We start from the raw sequence: 16,483 nt of genomic DNA, 5'->3' as shown, positions 1-16,483 counted from the left end.
CACGCCGGCGACTACTCCGTCAAAGGTGTGCCGGGTCACCGGGTTCCACTGATGACCTGCATCGGACGGTTCGATGTTCGTCCACCAGGCAGCGCTCCACCCCAACAACCTCACCACGCGTTCGGCAGCCCGCCGCGCATGCTCAGGGTCATGAAGCATCCGGCCCGTGAAGACCAGATCCCGCGCAGACAGATACGTCATGACGGCCACGGCTTGGTCCGCAGTGATGTTCTTCAAGTGCCTCGCCGACCCCGGCAGGCGTGGTCGGCCCCTGCGCGCCCGCGACTGCGTAGGGCGCCCAGGCTTCCTGTGCCTCGAGAACGAGACCGTAGACATGCTCTTCGACGGTGTCGGCATCCGTTCGTTCAACGCGGCTGAAGACACCGTCCTCTTTGGCGAGTGAGTCGAGCATCGGCCGCAGGGTCGCCGTGATCTCCACGCCCGGATCCTTTCACCTGACGCCGGCACAGGGATAAACCCAGCTCACCGGGATCCCTCGACAACACCCAGGGCAAGAAGAAGCTCAGGACCGCCGGTAGCCTCCGATGCCGGTCGCCACAGGGGAGGGGCAGCAAGTGACGCAGGGCGGCAACAACCCGGACTATCAGGTGGGAGACATACTCCGGGTGTCGTGTGCGCCGACCCCGGCACGAGTTACCGAGGTATCGGGTACGCGTCATTGATGGCGCGCACTACGACCCGCCAATGGACACCGGTCGGCTTCCTCGGAGGACGGCGATGCGTGATCAGCTTGGGGTGTGGAGACCATTATCGCCAGCGGCATAGCCGTCCTGGGGACGCTGCTCGGTTCGGGGATTACCCTGGCGTTCCAGCAGCGCACCGCCGACAGGAGCAACCAGTTCACCCGCCGTGAGAAGCTCCGGCAGGAACGGCTCGATGCCTACTCTGCCTACGCCGGCGCGTTGGTCAACTACCGCCGCTGCCTGGTTCACCTCTGGTTCTGTGAGCACGAACAGCCACCGCCGGAGGACCCCGACACGGTGCGGATCCGCGCCTACGAACTACGCTCCAACGCCCAAGAATCCCTGTTCCGGGTGCAGATGCTCACCGATGACGAGACGCTGAGCCGGGCCGCGGAGGACGTGCTGACAGAAGTTACGGCGCTGTCCAAGACAGAGAGCAGGACAGAACTCGACGATGCCAGGGTACGGACCCGTGACGACATCAGCCGACTGGTCAGAGCAGCCAAGCAACACCTCTGAGGCGCTTGCAGATGTGCTGGCCCGCACAGCGCAAGAGTCCGTAGGAGTCACCCCGAGGAGGGGGAGATGTCGTCTTTAGCGATCACCTGGACGCTGGGCAGCCCCGGCTGGGCCGTCGTCAAGGTGGCTGATGATCACGGCGAGGCAGAGGTCGTAGCTTCCTGCGTCACTGACGCGCCCGAAGAGTTTCTCTACGCCGTTGCCCGGCTCGTCCTCGGTGACGAGAGCACACGTGCCGAGTGGGAGGGAGAGCCACAGGTGTACCGGTGGTTCTTCCACAGAGACGGACCTGTGGTGGATGTTCGCCTGGTCCTGGCCGACAACACTCAAGGTCCGGACGACTCAGGGGTAGTTCTCTGGTCAGGCTGCCACACCATCACGGCACTCGCACGATCCGCCGTCCGGGCCTTCGACCGGATCGATTACGAGCAGGGCGAAGAGGCTTATGAGTCCCAATGGGGCCGGCCGTTTCCCCGAACCGAACTCGAAGCTCTGAGAACTGCCAGGCGGTCGCACCGGTGAGCCGCGGCGGCCAACGACACCGCCTCCGAGGCGGGCCGATGAGCGGGAACCTGGGCCGTCTCCGGCCCATCCGGGGCCGCTCAAGGCGGGCCTGCCCGCTACAGGTCAGTAGCGGCATTACCCCCAGAAGACCCGAGCTTCTTCCAAGCTCAGGGCCCGAGCAGCCGGTGTGACCCGCTCCAGTGCGGGTCTCCATCCATCAGACCCCCCGAGTAATCCTTGGCTCCAAAATGTCGATGGCCTCCGTCCAACAGAAGCGATCCGCGCCACCGCCGGCCTTGGGACGGTGGGGTTCGTAGGAGCCGATCAGGACGCCCATCTCCCGCAATTGTCTCAGGCTGCGCTGATAGGCGGGGTGCGCAGCCTGGGCGGCGTTCAGGTAGGGGAGTGCGACGGTAGGGATGCCCATGCCGTATGCCTCGCACAGGATTCCCAGCGCGAGAGTGTCCGAGATACCGGCGGCCCACTTGTTGATCGTGTTGAAGGTTGCCGGGGCGACCGCGATGGCGTCGGCGGGTGGCAGCGGGCGGGTCTCGCCGGGCGTGCGCCAGGCAGAGCGGATCGGGTAGCCGGTCTGCGACTCGATCGCCTCTGCGTCCAGGAAGCCGAGGCCTTGAGGAGTGGCGATGACGCCTACGTCCCAGTGCCGTTCCTGTGCGTGAGTAATCAGCTTGCAGACATCGCCGGCGACTCCGGCCGCGCACACGACGACGTACAGGAGGGGTTTCTTGTCGTCAGCGTTCTGCACGGTCACCCGAGGCCTCCGGCACGAACTCGTACTGCAACTCGTAGAGATGCCCCGCCTTCACCATCGATGTCACCTCGATCGGGCGTCCGTCCGCCGTGTAGACGACCCTCAGCGTGCACAGGACGGGCAGGCTGCCGGGGAGGCGTAGGGCCTCGAACTGTTCCTGGGTGGGGACTCGGGCGGACACCCGGTCCACGCAGTGGTGGGGTGTATGGCCCAGTTGCCTGAGCAGGGTGGCCGTTCCGCCCTTGACGCGGTGGTGGTTCGTCAGCGGTGTATCCCGGGCGATGTCCAACGGGTAGTAGGACTTCACGAGTTCGGCCGGTTCGTCGTCGATCAGCAGCAGTTGGCTGCGCAGTATCGCCGTGTCCTCGTCCCCGAGGTCGAGAGCCGTGCGGATGTCCGCGGGCGGGTTCGTCTCCGTCACGTCGAGGAGGGTGATGCGGGCGTCCGTGCCGTGCTTGGCCGCCTCGGTCAGCCAGGGGAAGGGCTCGCCGGGTGCCGCCGGGGTAAGGGACGTGGCAGGATGAATCGTCCGCTGCCTGTGCTCGCGGACCGTTACCGCCGCGCCTGCGCGTCCGACCACCAGGCGCTCGTCCTTGAGGAGTTGGAGGGCCTTCTGGATCGTGGCGTTGGAGGCGTCGAAGCGGGTTCTGAGCTGCGCGGTCGAGGGCAGGTTCGCGCCCGGGGGCAGTTCGCCGCTCATGATGTCGTCGCGCAGGTCGGCCGCGATCCGTTCGTGCAGCGATCGGCGGTCGTGGGCTTCCGGTTCGGCCTTGGGCACGGTCATCCGATTCTGATCTCGTAGCGCAACTGCTGACGCTGGGCGGGCATCACCATACGGTCGACCTGGATCGGTCGGTCGTCGCGGTCCAGGGTGAGCCTGGTGAGGCGCAGGACCGGGTCCGTCCCGGTGAGCCGCAAGGCCTCTTGCTCCTCTTCATCCGGCAGGCCGGCCGTGACGTCCTCCCTGACCAGCACGCCGACATGTCCCAGCTCGGCGAGCAGGGTGACAGCTCCGCCCCGGATCTTGGCCGTTCCGGCGAGCGGGGTGCCTCGGGCGATGACGGCGGGGTAGTAGGTATCGGTCAGTTCGTTCGGCTCGTCGTCGAGGAGGATCAGGCGGCGTCGTACGACGACCGGTTCTCCGTCCTGGACCCTGAGCAGCCGCGCGACCTCAGCCGGCGCGGGCACCTCTCCGGCATGGACGATGCGCTGGGAGCCACGCTGGCCCTGGGCGGCCGCGTCCGCGCTCCAGGCGTCGCCCTGCCCCTGCTCGCGCGGCGTCAGATACGGCATCGACGTGCTGATCCACCTGCTCGCGTTCACGATGTCCTCCCGCGAATGCCGCCCACACCGACCTTGCCGCTTTACACGGTAAGCGACTTGATGGACAGGGGTTCATGGCGGCCCAAAAAGCACCCTTGCTGGCGATACCCCCCTCTCCCCGCCCACCGAAGCCCCTACCGTTCGGACGCGTTCATCGACGGCACCTCGACTGTGGCCGTGCGCCCCTACCTCGTTGTCCACGAGCAGCGGCAGCAGTGCCGTGAACTGGGCGACCTCGACGCTGTGGAGGCCGCCTGATGAGCACCGGCCCGCGCCGCACGCTTCGGCTTCTGCCCTGGACCAGCCCAGAAGCCAAGCCGTGTTTTCTGATCACCGACGACGGGGGCGGACGCGTGTCCCGTCTGGCCGACATCACCTAAGCGACGCAGCTCGACATGGGTGCCCAACTCCTCGCCCACGCCGACGACCTGCTCCCCGACGCCACCGAGGCACAACTCCGCTTCCTCGCCGAGCGCCTCACCGAGGCCCTGCGCGACATCCTCCGTGTCGCCGAGAGCCGCGGGCGGGCGTACGGCGACGGGCCCTCGGAGCGGTTCTCCCCATGAGGCCCGCCGACCAGCCGCCCGCGTCACCCGAGTGCGCCCTCGCCGCCCGCCCCGGCTACCAGGACCTGCACGCCGACTGCCGCCAGACCCGCGACCTGCCCCTCCCCTTCGCCCTCGGCATTGTGCTCCAGCCCCGCTGCGGCTGCCCGTGCCACCCGTACGGCAGCGGCAGCCGTGGAACGCCGACGCCCCCCGCCCGATGACTCGGGCAGGGGGCGTCAAGACCAACCCGCGGCAACCGCCTACTTGACCGGCTCCGGCTCCGGCGCACTCTCGGAGTCCGCCGTCCCCGCCGGCGGCTCGCCGTCGTCGCCCTCACCCTCGTCGGACACCGGCGTCTTGACGGAGTCCAGCAGCAGCTGAGCCACATCCACCACCTGGATGGACTCCTTCGCCTTGCCGTCGTTCTTCTTGCCGTTGACGGAGTCCGTGAGCATCACGAGGCAGAAGGGGCACGCCGTCGACACGATGTCGGGGTTCACCGACAGCGCCTCGTCGACACGCTCGTTGTTGATGCGCTTGCCGATCCGCTCCTCCATCCACATCCGGGCGCCACCCGCGCCACAGCAGAAGCCCCGCTCCTTGTGGCGGTGCATCTCCTCGTTGCGGATGCCCGGGACGCTGGCGATGATCTCGCGCGGGGGCGTGTAGATCTTGTTGTGGCGGCCCAGGTAGCAGGGGTCGTGGTAGGTGATGATGCCCTCGACCGGGGTGACCGGGATGAGCTTGCCCTCGTCCACCAGGTGCTGGAGCAGCTGCGTGTGGTGGATGACCTCGTAGTCGCCGCCGAGCTGCGGGTACTCGTTGCCGAGCGTGTTGAGGCAGTGCGGGCAGGTGGCGACGATCTTCTTCGAGGACTTCGGCTTCGCCGACTCCGGCGTCACCTTGCCCTCATCGTCCATCTCCTCGCCGAACGCCATGTTCAGCGCCATGACGTTCTCCATGCCGAGCTCCTGGAACAGGGGCTCGTTGCCGAGGCGGCGTGCGGAGTCACCGGTGCACTTCTCGTCGCCGCCCATGATCGCGAACTTGACGCCCGCGATGTGGAGCAGCTCCGCGAAGGCCTTCGTGGTCTTCTTCGCGCGGTCCTCCAGGGCGCCCGCGCAGCCGACCCAGTAGAGGTACTCGACCTCGGACAGGTCCTCGATGTCCTTGCCGACGACCGGGACCTCGAAGTCGACCTCCTTGAGCCACTCCAGGCGCTGCTTCTTCGCCAGGCCCCAGGGGTTGCCCTTCTTCTCCAGGTTCTTGAGCATCGTGCCCGCCTCGGACGGGAACGCGGACTCGATCATCACCTGGTAGCGGCGCATGTCGACGATGTGGTCGACGTGCTCGATGTCCACCGGGCACTGCTCGACGCAGGCACCGCAGGTGGTGCAGGACCACAGGACGTCCGGGTCGATGACGCCGTTGTCCTCCAGGGTGCCCACGAGCGGGCGCTCGGCCTCCGCCAGCGCCGACGCCGGGACGCCCGCCAGCTGCTCCTCGGACGCCTTCTCCTCGCCCTCCATCGTCTTGCCGCCGCCCGCCAGCAGGTACGGCGCCTTGGCGTGCGCGTGGTCGCGCAGCGACATGATCAGCAGCTTGGGGGAGAGCGGCTTGCCCGTGTTCCACGCCGGGCACTGCGACTGGCAGCGGCCGCACTCGGTGCACGTGGAGAAGTCCAGCAGGCCCTTCCAGGAGAACTGCTCGACCTGGGAGACGCCGAAGACGTCGTCGTCGCCCGGGTCGGTGAAGTCGATCGGCTTGCCGCCGGAGGTCATGGGCTGGAGGGCGCCCAGTGCCGTCTCGCCCGTCGCCTCACGCTTGAACCAGATGTTCGGGAACGCCAGGAAGCGGTGCCAGGCGACACCCATGTTGGTGTTCAGGCTGACCGTGATCATCCAGATCATGGTCGTGCCCAGCTTGATCATCGCGAAGAAGTAGACGAGGTTCTGCAGCGTCGCGACGCTCAGGCCCTTGAAGGCCAGGACCAGCGGGTACGAGGCGAAGTACGCGGCCTCGTAGCCGTCCACGTGGTGGAGCGCGCCCTCCAGGCCCCGCAGGACGTAGATGGCCAGGCCGATCGTGAGGATGACGTACTCGACGAAGTACGCCTGGCCCATCTTCGAGCCGGCGAAACGGGACTTTCGGCCCGGGCGCGACGGCAGGTTCAGCAGGCGGATGACCATCAGCGTGGCGATGCCGAGGGTCGTCATGGCCGCGATGAACTCGATGTAGAGCTCGTACGGGAGGAAGCCGCCGAGCACCGGCAGCGTCCAGTCGGCCTGGAACAGCTGGCCGTACGCGGTGATGATCGTCGGCGGCAGCGTCAGGAAGCCGATCGCCACGAACCAGTGGGCGATGCCGACGATGCCCCACCGGTTCATGCGCGTGTGGCCGAGGAACTCCTTCACCAGGGTCACGCTGCGCTGGTAGGGGTTGTCGGTCCGGGTACCGGCGGGCACGGGCTGGCCCAGCTTGAAATACCGGACGAACTGGCCGATCGCGCGTGCGAGCAGCGCGACGCCGACCACGGTCAGTACCAGCGACACGATGATCGCGGCGAGTTGCATGGGGGCTCCTCGGGCCTGCGAGGTTCTGTCGGGGGAACCTGTCGCTATGGAGGGTTCCCCGAGATTACTAAGCGGTAACTTATGCAGTCCGTCTGAGACTACCCCTATCCTCCGCCGCACTGTAGCCGGGTGGGCAGTGATCTGAATCGCTGAGGGTTGCCTCAGGAACCGTCCGGATCCGGCTCGCGATGCGTCATGAATCCCGTCGCGGATCTCGTCACGGATCCCGGCATGGATCCCGTCGTGTTATTCGTACCGAATTGTCATAGTGACGTCTAACTTATATCCGTGCTCTTCGGGATCGCTGCCGCCGCCACCGCCCTCCTCCTCACCGCCCTGCTCGCGACCCTCCTCCGGACCCCCGCCCTGCGCCTCGGCGTCCTCGAACGGCGGCGGCAGCGGGAGGTGCCGTTGTCCGGGGGCGTGGCCGTCGTGGTCGTCACCGGGTCGGTCGTGGGCGTCAAGGAGTGGGGTTCGGCCGGGAGTGGGATCGGCGGGCTGCTCGTCGCGGGCGGCGTCGTCGCCCTGCTCGGGCTCGTCGACGACGTGTGGGGGCTGCGGCGGCGGGTGCTGGCCGCCGGTACGGCCGTGGCGGCCGCGTGTGTCGTGCCGTACGGGGAGACGGGCGTGGGGACCGGGCTGCTCGCTGTCGGGTGGGCCGTGGGGGTGACCTTCGCCTTCCGGGGGCTCGACCACGCCGACGGGCTCGCGGGGACCGTCGGGGTGGTCACCGCCTTCGGGGTGGCGGCCTGCGCGACGATCGACGTGCTGGACGGGGTCGCCGTGCTGATGAGCGTGCTGGCCGCGGCGCTGACCGGGTTCCTGCTGCACAACTGGCATCCCGCGCGCGTGGCGCTGGGGAGCTGCGGGTCCATGTCCGCGGGGTTCGTGATCGCCCTCGGCCTCGTGCACGTCCGGGCTGGGTTCGGGCTCGGGGAGAGCGCGGGGGTGCTCTTCGCGCTGACGGCCCTGGTGTGTGCCGACGCCGTACTCGTCCTGCTGGCGCGGCGGTTGGGCGGGCGGCCCGTCGTCCGCAGGGCGCCGGATCATCYCGCGCACCGGCTGCGGCGGCTCGGGCTCACCGTGCCGGGGGCGACTCTGCTGCTGGCGGCCGGGGCGGTCTCCGGTGTGCTCGTCGGGGTACTYGCGCATGCCGGCCGGGTGGGGGGCGACGCCCTGTGGTGGGTGGCGGGACTGGCTCTCGTGGCCGTGTTCGCCCTCTCCCGTGTTGATGTATACGCCGATCGGCGCACCGTATCGTCGCAGGTTAGAGCGTCGTTGCGTGTAAGGAACGGATAAGACTTGAGCCCGGTCGACTCAGCTCTGTTGACCGGTCGGGAGCCGTCGTGCACACTTGAGTCCGTTCCACTCAAGTCAGCTGGAGGAATCAACCATGGCACGTGCGGTCGGCATCGACCTGGGCACGACTAACTCCGTCGTCAGCGTTCTGGAGGGCGGCGAGCCCACCGTCATCACCAACGCCGAGGGCGCCAGGACCACGCCGTCCGTCGTCGCCTTCGCCAAGAACGGTGAGGTGCTCGTCGGAGAGGTGGCCAAGCGTCAGGCGGTCACCAACGTGGACCGGACCATTCGGTCGGTCAAGCGGCACATGGGCACCGACTGGAAGATCGAGCTGGACGGGAAGCCCTTCAACCCGCAGCAGATCAGCGCCTTCGTGCTGCAGAAGCTGAAGCGGGACGCCGAGGCCTACCTGGGCGAGAAGGTGACCGACGCGGTCATCACCGTCCCGGCATACTTCAACGACTCCGAGCGCCAGGCCACGAAGGAGGCCGGCGAGATCGCCGGTCTGAACGTGCTGCGCATCGTCAACGAGCCCACTGCGGCCGCGCTGGCGTACGGCCTCGACAAGGACGACCAGACCATCCTGGTCTTCGACCTCGGTGGCGGCACGTTCGACGTCTCGCTGCTGGAGATCGGCGACGGCGTCGTCGAGGTGAAGGCCACCAACGGTGACAACCACCTCGGTGGTGACGACTGGGACCAGCGCGTCGTCGACTACCTGGTCCAGCAGTTCCAGTCCGGCCACGGCGTGGACCTGGGCAAGGACAAGATGGCCCTGCAGCGTCTGCGCGAGGCCGCCGAGAAGGCGAAGATCGAGCTGTCCTCGTCCACCGAGACCTCGATCAACCTGCCCTACATCACCGCCTCCGCCGAGGGCCCCCTGCACCTCGACGAGAAGCTCACCCGCGCCCAGTTCCAGCAGCTGACCGCGGACCTGCTGGAGCGCTGCAAGACGCCGTTCCACAACGTCATCAAGGACGCCGGCATCTCCATCAGCGAGATCGACCACGTCGTCCTGGTCGGTGGCTCGACCCGTATGCCCGCCGTCGCGGAGCTCGTCAGGGAGCTGACCGGTGGCAAGGACGCCAACAAGGGCGTCAACCCGGACGAGGTCGTCGCCATCGGCGCCGCCCTGCAGGCCGGTGTCCTCAAGGGTGAGGTCAAGGACGTCCTGCTCCTCGACGTCACCCCGCTGTCCCTCGGCATCGAGACCAAGGGCGGCATCATGACCAAGCTGATCGAGCGCAACACCACGATCCCGACCAAGCGGTCCGAGATCTTCACGACGGCCGAGGACAACCAGCCGTCCGTGCAGATCCAGGTCTACCAGGGCGAGCGCGAGATCGCGGCGTACAACAAGAAGCTCGGGATGTTCGAGCTGACCGGTCTGCCCCCGGCGCCCCGCGGCGTCCCGCAGATCGAGGTGTCCTTCGACATCGACGCCAACGGCATCATGCACGTGACCGCGAAGGACCTGGGCACGGGCAAGGAGCAGAAGATGACCGTCACCGGCGGCTCCTCGCTGCCGAAGGACGAGGTCGACCGCATGCGCCAGGAGGCCGAGCAGTACGCGGAGGAGGACCACAAGCGCCGCGAGGCCGCCGAGGCCCGCAACCAGGGCGAGCAGCTCGTCTACCAGACCGAGAAGTTCCTCAAGGACAACGAGGACAAGGTCCCCGGCGAGATCAAGACCGAGGTCGAGGAAGCCGTCGCCGAGCTGAAGGAGAAGCTCAAGGGCGAGGACACGGCCGAGATCCGCACCGCCACGGAGAAGGTCGCGGCCGTCTCGCAGAAGCTCGGCCAGGCCATGTACGCCGACGCCAACGCCGCGCAGGCCGCCGGCGGCGCCTCCGCCGGAGCCGGCGCGGATGCCGGTGCCGGTGACGCCAAGGCCGACGACGACGTGGTCGACGCCGAGATCGTGGACGACGAGCGGAAGGATGGTGCCGCGTGACGGAGGAGACCCCGGGCTTCGACGAGCAGCAGCCCGACGTCCCTTCCGGCGCCACCTCCGACGACGCCGAGCCGAAGGCCGCCGACTCCACCTCGCAGGAGGAGGGGGCGGCCCCGGCCGGGGACACGGGCCAGGACGTGGCTCTGGTGGCCCAGCTGGACCAGGCACGCACGGCGCTCAGCGAGCGCACGGCGGACCTCCAGCGCCTCCAGGCCGAGTTCCAGAACTACCGCCGCCGGGTCGAGCGTGACCGGATCGCGGTCAAGGAGATCGCCATCGCGAACCTCCTGACCGAGCTCCTGCCCGTGCTCGACGACATCGGCCGCGCGCGGGAACACGGCGAACTGGTCGGCGGCTTCAAGTCCGTCGCCGAGTCGCTGGAGAGCACGGCGGCCAAGATGGGCCTCCAGCAGTTCGGCAAGGAGGGCGAGCCCTTCGACCCGACGATCCACGAAGCCCTGATGCACAGCTACGCACCGGACGTCACCGAGACGACGTGCGTGGCGATTCTGCAGCCCGGGTACCGGATCGGCGAGCGCACCATCCGCCCCGCGCGGGTGGCGGTGGCCGAGCCCCAGCCGGGGGCGCAGACGGTCAAGGCGGACGAGCCCGCCGAAGCCGACGACAAGGAGAGCGGTGGCCCGGAAGAGGGCTGACGTCATAGCGGACGAAGGGAAGGAGGGGCGTCGAGGATGAGCACCAAGGACTTCATCGAGAAGGACTACTACAAGGTCCTCGGCGTCCCCAAGGACGCCACCGAGGCCGAGATCAAGAAGGCGTACCGGAAGCTCGCCCGCGAGTACCACCCGGACGCCAACAAGGGCAATGTCAAGGCGGAGGAGCGCTTCAAGGAGATCTCCGAGGCCAACGACATCCTCGGCGATCCCAAGAAGCGCAAGGAGTACGACGAGGCACGCGCCCTCTTCGGCAACGGCGGGTTCCGCCCGGGGCCCGGCGCGGGCGGCGGCTCCTTCAACTTCGACCTGGGCGACCTCTTCGGAGGCGCCCCGGGCGGCCAGGGGGCCGGCGGTTTCGGCGGTGGACTCGGTGACGTCTTCGGGGGCCTGTTCAACCGTGGCGGAGCGGGCGCGGGGACGCGTACGCATCCGCGGCGCGGCCAGGACATCGAGTCCGAGGTCACGCTGAGCTTCACGGAGGCGATCGAGGGCGCGACCGTCCCGCTGCGGATGTCCTCGCAGTCGCCCTGCAAGGCCTGTTCGGGCACCGGCGACAAGAACGGCACACCGCGCGTGTGCCCGACCTGCGTCGGCACCGGGCAGGTCGCCCGGGGCAGCGGCGGCGGCTTCTCCCTCACCGACCCCTGCCCGGACTGCAAGGGCCGCGGCCTGATCGCGGAGAACGCCTGCGAGGTCTGCAAGGGCAGCGGCCGGGCCAAGTCCTCGCGGACCATGCAGGTGCGCATCCCCGCGGGTGTCAGCGACGGGCAGCGGATCCGGCTGCGCGGCAAGGGCGCGCCGGGGGAGCGGGGCGGCCCGGCGGGCGATCTGTACGTGGTCGTGCACGTCGACTCCCATCCGGTGTTCGGCCGCAAGGACGACAACCTCACCGTCACCGTCCCGGTGACCTTCGCCGAGGCGGCCCTCGGCGGCGAGGTCCGGGTGCCGACGCTGGGCGGCCCGCCCGTCACGCTGAAGCTGCCGCCGGGCACGCCCAACGGCCGCACCATGCGCGCCCGGGGCAAGGGCGCGGTCCGCAAGGACGGCACCCGCGGCGACCTTCTGGTCACCGTCGAGGTGAGTGTTCCGAAGGACCTGACGGGGAAGGCTCGTGACGCACTCCAGGCGTATCGCGAGGCGACCGCGGATGAGGATCCGCGGGCGGAGCTGTTCCAGGCCGCGAAGGGAGCATGAGTCAGATGGACGGTCGTCGACGCAACCCGTATGAACTGACCGAGGAGACCCCGGTCTACGTCATCTCGGTGGCGGCCCAGCTCTCCGGCCTGCATCCGCAGACCCTGCGCCAGTACGACCGTCTGGGCCTGGTGTCTCCCGACCGCACCGCCGGGCGGGGCCGCCGCTACTCGGCCCGCGACATCGAGCAGCTCCGTCAGGTGCAGCAGTTGTCGCAGGACGAGGGCATCAACCTGGCGGGCATCAAGCGCATCATCGAACTGGAGAACCAGGTCGCCGCGCTCCAGGCCCGGGTCGCCGAGCTGGAGGACGCGCTCGACGGCGCGGCTGCGGCCATGCGCCAGCGCGAGGCGGCGGTGCACGCGTCGTACCGCCGAGACCTGGTGCCGTACCAGGAGGTCCAGCAGACCAGCGCGCTGGTGGTGTGGCGGCCGAAGCGGCAGCAGCAGTCGGACTGACGCGCGTACGCCTGTGAAAGGGCCGGGAGGAGACTCCCGGCCCTTTCGTATGCCTTGGGCTGTCTTAGGGCGTTTTCGCTGGGTCTCCTGTGGATGACTGGATGGTGCAAGTCACTTGGAGGCGATTCCGCAGAGTCTTCACAACTGCTGCGGAGCGTGGTGTTGTCATCTCGTTAAGTGGTTCCGCTTGACGCTGGGGGCGCGCCCGCGTTGGCTTTTCAGTCACATGGGCCACAAAGTGTGCCCACGTCCGAATCACACGCGAAGTGAGCTCCCGCATGCGTCGTCGTATCTCCATATCCGTGGCCGCGGCCACGATGTCCGTCACGCTCGCCGGCTGCGGCGTGCTCAACGCGACCGGGAGCAGTGACGACGCGAGCCCGACGAAGGGCAACGACATCACGGTGGGTCTGCTGCTCCCGGAGAAGGCGAACACCCGGTACGAGAACTTCGACTACCCCATCATCAAGAGGAAGGTCGAGTCCCTCACCAACGACCGGGGCCGCGTCGAGTACGCCAACGCCGAGGCGAGCGCCGACAAGCAGGCCGACCAGTTGCAGCAGATGATCGACGACCGGGTCGACGTGATCCTGCTGGACGCCGTCGACGCGCACGCCATCGCCGACGGAGTGAAGAAGGCCAAGGACGCCGGCATCCCGGTCATCGCCTACGACCGGCTCGCCGAGGGCCCGATCGACGCGTACATCTCCTTCGACAACGAACTGGTCGGCGAGGTCCAGGGGCGCACCCTGCTGGAGGCCATCGGCGAGAAGGCGAGCCTCGCCGACAAGATCGTCATGATGAACGGCTCGTCGACGGACCCGAACGCCAAGCAGTTCAAGGCCGGTGCGATGTCCGAGCTGAACGGCAAGGTGACGATCGCCCAGTCCTTCGACACCAAGGACTGGAAGCCGGAGAACGCGCAGGCCAACATGGCCGAGGCGATCGAGAAGATCGGCAAGGACAACATCGACGCGGTGTACTCCGCCAACGACGGCATGGCCGGCGGCATCGTCAAGGCGCTGGAGGCCGCGGGCGTGACCGACCTGCCGCCGATCACCGGCCAGGACGCGGAGCTCCCGGCGGTGCAGCGGATCATCGCCGGCGAGCAGTACATGAGCGTGTACAAGTCGTACCCGCAGGAGGCCGAGAACGCCGCGGAGATGGCCGTGGCCAAGGTCCAGGGCCGGGACATCCAGTTCGCCGCCCTGACCCGCGACAAGGTCGACAGCCCCACCCACAAGGGCATCCCCGCCCAGCTCGTGCCGGTGGTCGCGCTCACCAAGGAGAACATCAAGGACACGGTGGTCGCGGACGACGTCTACAAGCTGTCGGACATCTGCACGGCGAAGTACAAGGCGGCTTGCGAGGCGGCCGGCCTGACGTAGGCGGGCCCACGGGGGACTGACGCGGGACTGCCAACCTCCCTGCCACTGCCGCTGCGGGCACGCGAGCGGTGGAAGGGTCGGATCGTCCGATGACGACCCGACCCTCTGGAGGTTGAAGATGAAGGCCATGCGCCGTGTCCTGGCGTCCGCCGTACTCGCCCTGTCGATCGGCGGCCTGGTGGCGCCCGCCGCGTCCGCGGCACCGGCCCCGGTGTCCGGTCAGGTGGCCGTCTCGGCCGCCGACGACCTGGCCGCCGCCCGGAACTGCCGTGCCGGGGACAACCACGACGAGGTCGCCGCCAAGTTCATCTCCCGCTGCAAGAAGGGCTCCATCCGGCGGGAGTTCCCCACCGACCGTCTGTCGCGCACGCTCGGTGAGATCTTCGCCGGCAAGCAGGCCGGCGACCGGGATGATGTGAAGGCGTGGAAGCTGCTGAACGACCGCCGCTTCGACAAGTAGCGGAGAGCGTTCGGCGCGTGGACCGACGTGCGGACAGGAGCGAGCGTGACCGACCGAACCGGTGCCGACCAGCCGGCCCCGCAGCCCTACATCGCCCTGGTGGTGATGGAGGCGACCACCTCTTCCCCGGCCGCGGCCGGGGAGGAGGAGCAGCAGCCCCTGTACCAGGAGAACATCGTCCTGGTGCACGCGACCGACGAGCGGTCCGCCAGAGAGCGGGTCGAGCGGCGGGCGCGCGAGGCGGAGACGAGCTACGTGAACGACCGGCAGGAGACGGTGACTTGGCGGCTCCGGGCGATCGTCGACGTGAAGGAGGCCGAGGACACCGATCTCGGTCGTGACGCCGACCTGTACACGCGTCACTTCCGTGACTGGGCGGCTTACGAACGGGTGGAGCCACTGCTCGCTCGCGACAGCGACGGCGCCTAGCCGCGCCCAGCCGCTCGGCCCGGGCCGGGCACGGGGACGGACACCGTTCCCCGTGCCCGGCCCGGGCGCGTTTCGCGGGGCTCTTCGTGAACCGGAGCCCGGTGCCCGGCTACGTACCGGGCATGCGACACGACACGACAGCAGCCGCCCCGACGCCGGCGGAACGCGACAGGCCCTCACTGGTCACCGTGACCGGCACGGAACTGGCCCGGCTCAAGCGGGGATTCCTCGTCTGGTACCACCTGCTGGCCCCGGTGATCATCACCGTTCCGCTCTTCCTCGGCGCCCTCGGCTCCGCGGAGGCCAAGGCCGGGCAGACCTTCGAGGTGTTCCGGAACGTCACGCTGGAGTTCTGGGGCGTGCTCGTCCCGATGACGGCGGGTCTCGCCGCGGCGCTCTCGGTGCGAGCGGACCAGGACGCGTGGCGGCTCCTGCTCTCCTACGGCGTGCCACGCGGCCGGTACTTCATGGGAAAGGTGGCCGCACTGGGCGTGCTCGGCTTCGTCTCGTCCACCGTCCTGCTCGTCATGCTCTCCCTCGGCGCCGCGCTCAGCGGGCAGTTCCTGGACGCCCTCGGGACCGTCGCCGCCGCCGTCTACCTGCCCTGGCTGGTGGGCCTGTCCATGACGGCGATGGCGACGCTGGTGGCCGTCGTGTGGGGCATGGGCCCCAGCATCGGGGTGGGTGTCGCCGGCCTGCTGTGCGGGGCGCTGGTGTCGGACAAGGTGTTCTGGTACGCGGTGCCGTTCGCCTGGCCGATGCGGGTGGTGCTGCCGCTGGCCGGAATCGGGCCGAACGGTGTCCCGCTGCCCGACGACAGTCCCGTCACGGACCCCGGGGCCATCCCGCTCGCCGTGGCCCTGGCCGCGGTGCTGTCCGCCGTACTGCTCGCCGTGGGACGGATCCACATGATCCGTAAGGAGATCTGAGATGAGCCACGCACTGCTGATCCGCGACCTGCACAAGCACTACGGCGCCCACCGGGCCCTGGACGGGGTGGACCTGACGGTCGAACCGGGTGAGGTCTACGGGCTGCTCGGGCCGAACGGGGCCGGGAAGACGACCCTGATGAAAGTGCTGCTGGGACTGCAGCGGCCGACCAGCGGCACCCTGGAGATCCTCGGCAGGCCCGTGGGGCGCGAAAGCCTCGCCGAGGTCGGGGCGCTCATCGAAGTGCCGGGCCTGTGGCCCCAGCTCACGGCCGACGAGACCCTGCGCATCCACGCGCGGCTGCGCGGCGTGCCCACCGCGTGGATCGACCCGGCGCTGGACCTGGTCGGCATGACCGGCGCGCGGCAACGGAAGGTCAAGGAGTACTCGCTCGGCATGCGCTGGCGTCTCGGCATCGCGGTCGCTCTGCTGGCCCGGCCGCGGCTCATCGTCCTGGACGAACCGACGAACGGTCTGGACCCGGTGGGCATCAGGGAGATGCGCGGCATCATCCGGTCGCTGGCCGGGCAGGGGGTGGCGGTGCTCATCGCCAGTCACCAGCTCGCGGAAGTGGCGCAGGTGTGCGACCGGGTGCAGGTCCTGGTGGCCGGCCGGACCCGGTACGAGGGGCCGGTGGACGGACTGGCCGTCGACGGGAACGTGGAAGCGGGTTTCTTCCGGCTGGTGGAGACGGCCGACGCGGGGATCCGGTAGACCGCGGTGCCGGAGCGGTGCGCCGCCGGGCCTC

Annotated in this window: 18 protein-coding genes and 1 pseudogene; 14 read left to right on the top strand and 5 right to left on the bottom strand. The window is 68.8% G+C overall.

Translation table 11 applies throughout. The annotated features are described in order from the left end of the window. Window positions 1-148 precede the first annotated feature (148 nt). Window positions 149-439: a hypothetical protein gene (locus CA983_RS46210; RefSeq protein WP_158101861.1), complete on the bottom strand. Its 291-nt coding sequence runs from the start codon at window positions 437-439 to the stop codon at window positions 149-151. Window positions 440-758: 319 nt separating this feature from the next. Between CA983_RS46210 and CA983_RS13255 the strand changes: the two genes are divergently transcribed. Beyond that, on the top strand, window positions 759-1,223 hold the full coding sequence (locus tag CA983_RS13255) for a hypothetical protein (protein WP_086601089.1): 465 nt from the start codon (window positions 759-761) through the stop codon (window positions 1,221-1,223). Between the two features lie 66 nt (window positions 1,224-1,289). Continuing rightward, window positions 1,290-1,745 carry a hypothetical protein gene (locus tag CA983_RS13250; RefSeq protein WP_086601088.1) on the top strand — a complete coding sequence of 152 codons (456 nt, stop codon included), beginning with the start codon at window positions 1,290-1,292 and terminating at the stop codon, window positions 1,743-1,745. Between the two features lie 199 nt (window positions 1,746-1,944). On the opposite strand, the gene CA983_RS13245 is transcribed toward CA983_RS13250, so the two are convergent. The 3 genes from CA983_RS13245 to CA983_RS13235 are packed head-to-tail and all read right to left on the bottom strand — an operon-like array spanning window position 1,945 to window position 3,822. Then, entirely contained in the window at window positions 1,945-2,499 is a 555-nt protein-coding gene (locus CA983_RS13245; protein ID WP_086601087.1) for a flavoprotein, read from the bottom strand. Next, complete coding sequence (locus tag CA983_RS13240; RefSeq protein ID WP_086601086.1) at window positions 2,480-3,283, bottom strand: GntR family transcriptional regulator; 804 nt, start codon at window positions 3,281-3,283, stop codon at window positions 2,480-2,482. The genes CA983_RS13245 and CA983_RS13240 overlap by 20 nt, the downstream gene beginning before the upstream one ends. After that, window positions 3,280-3,822 carry a GntR family transcriptional regulator gene (locus tag CA983_RS13235; RefSeq protein WP_086601085.1) on the bottom strand — a complete coding sequence of 181 codons (543 nt, stop codon included), beginning with the start codon at window positions 3,820-3,822 and terminating at the stop codon, window positions 3,280-3,282. Before CA983_RS13235 ends, CA983_RS13240 begins: the two co-directional genes overlap by 4 nt. A gap of 257 nt (window positions 3,823-4,079) precedes the next feature. Between CA983_RS13235 and CA983_RS13230 the strand changes: the two are divergent. Further along, window positions 4,080-4,388, top strand: a pseudogene (locus tag CA983_RS13230) (hypothetical protein). After that, the gene (locus tag CA983_RS13225) at window positions 4,385-4,591 is read left to right on the top strand and encodes a hypothetical protein (RefSeq protein WP_086601084.1); all 207 of its coding nucleotides are present in this window, start codon (window positions 4,385-4,387) and stop codon (window positions 4,589-4,591) included. Before CA983_RS13230 ends, CA983_RS13225 begins: the two are co-directional and overlap by 4 nt. Window positions 4,592-4,630: 39 nt before the next feature. Here the strand turns inward: CA983_RS13225 and CA983_RS13220 are convergent, their stop codons facing one another. Continuing rightward, window positions 4,631-6,943: a (Fe-S)-binding protein gene (locus CA983_RS13220; RefSeq protein WP_086601083.1), complete on the bottom strand. Its 2,313-nt coding sequence runs from the start codon at window positions 6,941-6,943 to the stop codon at window positions 4,631-4,633. 288 nt (window positions 6,944-7,231) lie between these two features. Between CA983_RS13220 and CA983_RS13215 the strand changes: the two genes are divergently transcribed. The 10 genes from CA983_RS13215 (at window position 7,232) to CA983_RS13170 (ending at window position 16,449) form a co-directional block, all read left to right on the top strand. Further along, window positions 7,232-8,242 (top strand): MraY family glycosyltransferase, encoded by a 1,011-nt coding sequence (locus tag CA983_RS13215; protein ID WP_086601082.1) that lies wholly within the window; start codon window positions 7,232-7,234, stop codon window positions 8,240-8,242. A 94-nt stretch (window positions 8,243-8,336) separates the two neighbouring features. Beyond that, the gene (gene dnaK / locus CA983_RS13210) at window positions 8,337-10,199 is read left to right on the top strand and encodes a molecular chaperone DnaK (protein WP_086601081.1); all 1,863 of its coding nucleotides are present in this window, start codon (window positions 8,337-8,339) and stop codon (window positions 10,197-10,199) included. Then, window positions 10,196-10,855: a nucleotide exchange factor GrpE gene (grpE, locus tag CA983_RS13205; protein ID WP_086601080.1), complete on the top strand. Its 660-nt coding sequence runs from the start codon at window positions 10,196-10,198 to the stop codon at window positions 10,853-10,855. The genes dnaK and grpE overlap by 4 nt, the downstream gene beginning before the upstream one ends. A gap of 36 nt (window positions 10,856-10,891) precedes the next feature. Further along, a complete protein-coding gene (gene dnaJ / locus CA983_RS13200; protein WP_086601079.1) occupies window positions 10,892-12,070 on the top strand; it encodes a molecular chaperone DnaJ in 1,179 nt (392 codons plus the stop codon). A 5-nt stretch (window positions 12,071-12,075) separates the two neighbouring features. After that, window positions 12,076-12,528: a heat shock protein transcriptional repressor HspR gene (locus tag CA983_RS13195; protein WP_059414010.1), complete on the top strand. Its 453-nt coding sequence runs from the start codon at window positions 12,076-12,078 to the stop codon at window positions 12,526-12,528. Window positions 12,529-12,806: 278 nt separating this feature from the next. Continuing rightward, complete coding sequence (locus CA983_RS13190; RefSeq protein WP_425276447.1) at window positions 12,807-13,916, top strand: sugar ABC transporter substrate-binding protein; 1,110 nt, start codon at window positions 12,807-12,809, stop codon at window positions 13,914-13,916. Between the two features lie 127 nt (window positions 13,917-14,043). Then, window positions 14,044-14,376: a hypothetical protein gene (locus CA983_RS13185; RefSeq protein ID WP_143645489.1), complete on the top strand. Its 333-nt coding sequence runs from the start codon at window positions 14,044-14,046 to the stop codon at window positions 14,374-14,376. A gap of 45 nt (window positions 14,377-14,421) precedes the next feature. Then, a complete protein-coding gene (locus CA983_RS13180; protein ID WP_086601076.1) occupies window positions 14,422-14,805 on the top strand; it encodes a DUF4288 domain-containing protein in 384 nt (127 codons plus the stop codon). Window positions 14,806-14,927: 122 nt separating this feature from the next. Then, window positions 14,928-15,734, top strand: coding sequence for a lantibiotic immunity ABC transporter MutE/EpiE family permease subunit (locus CA983_RS13175; RefSeq protein ID WP_086601101.1), 807 nt, complete (start codon window positions 14,928-14,930; stop codon window positions 15,732-15,734). A 1-nt stretch (window position 15,735) separates the two neighbouring features. Continuing rightward, window positions 15,736-16,449 carry an ABC transporter ATP-binding protein gene (locus tag CA983_RS13170; protein ID WP_086601075.1) on the top strand — a complete coding sequence of 238 codons (714 nt, stop codon included), beginning with the start codon at window positions 15,736-15,738 and terminating at the stop codon, window positions 16,447-16,449. The last annotated feature ends 34 nt before the right edge of the window (window positions 16,450-16,483 follow it).

Source organism: Streptomyces swartbergensis, from assembly GCF_002148965.1.
GTDB classification, from domain to species: domain Bacteria; phylum Actinomycetota; class Actinomycetes; order Streptomycetales; family Streptomycetaceae; genus Streptomyces; species Streptomyces swartbergensis.
This window is presented reverse-complemented; position numbering and strand designations above follow the sequence as displayed.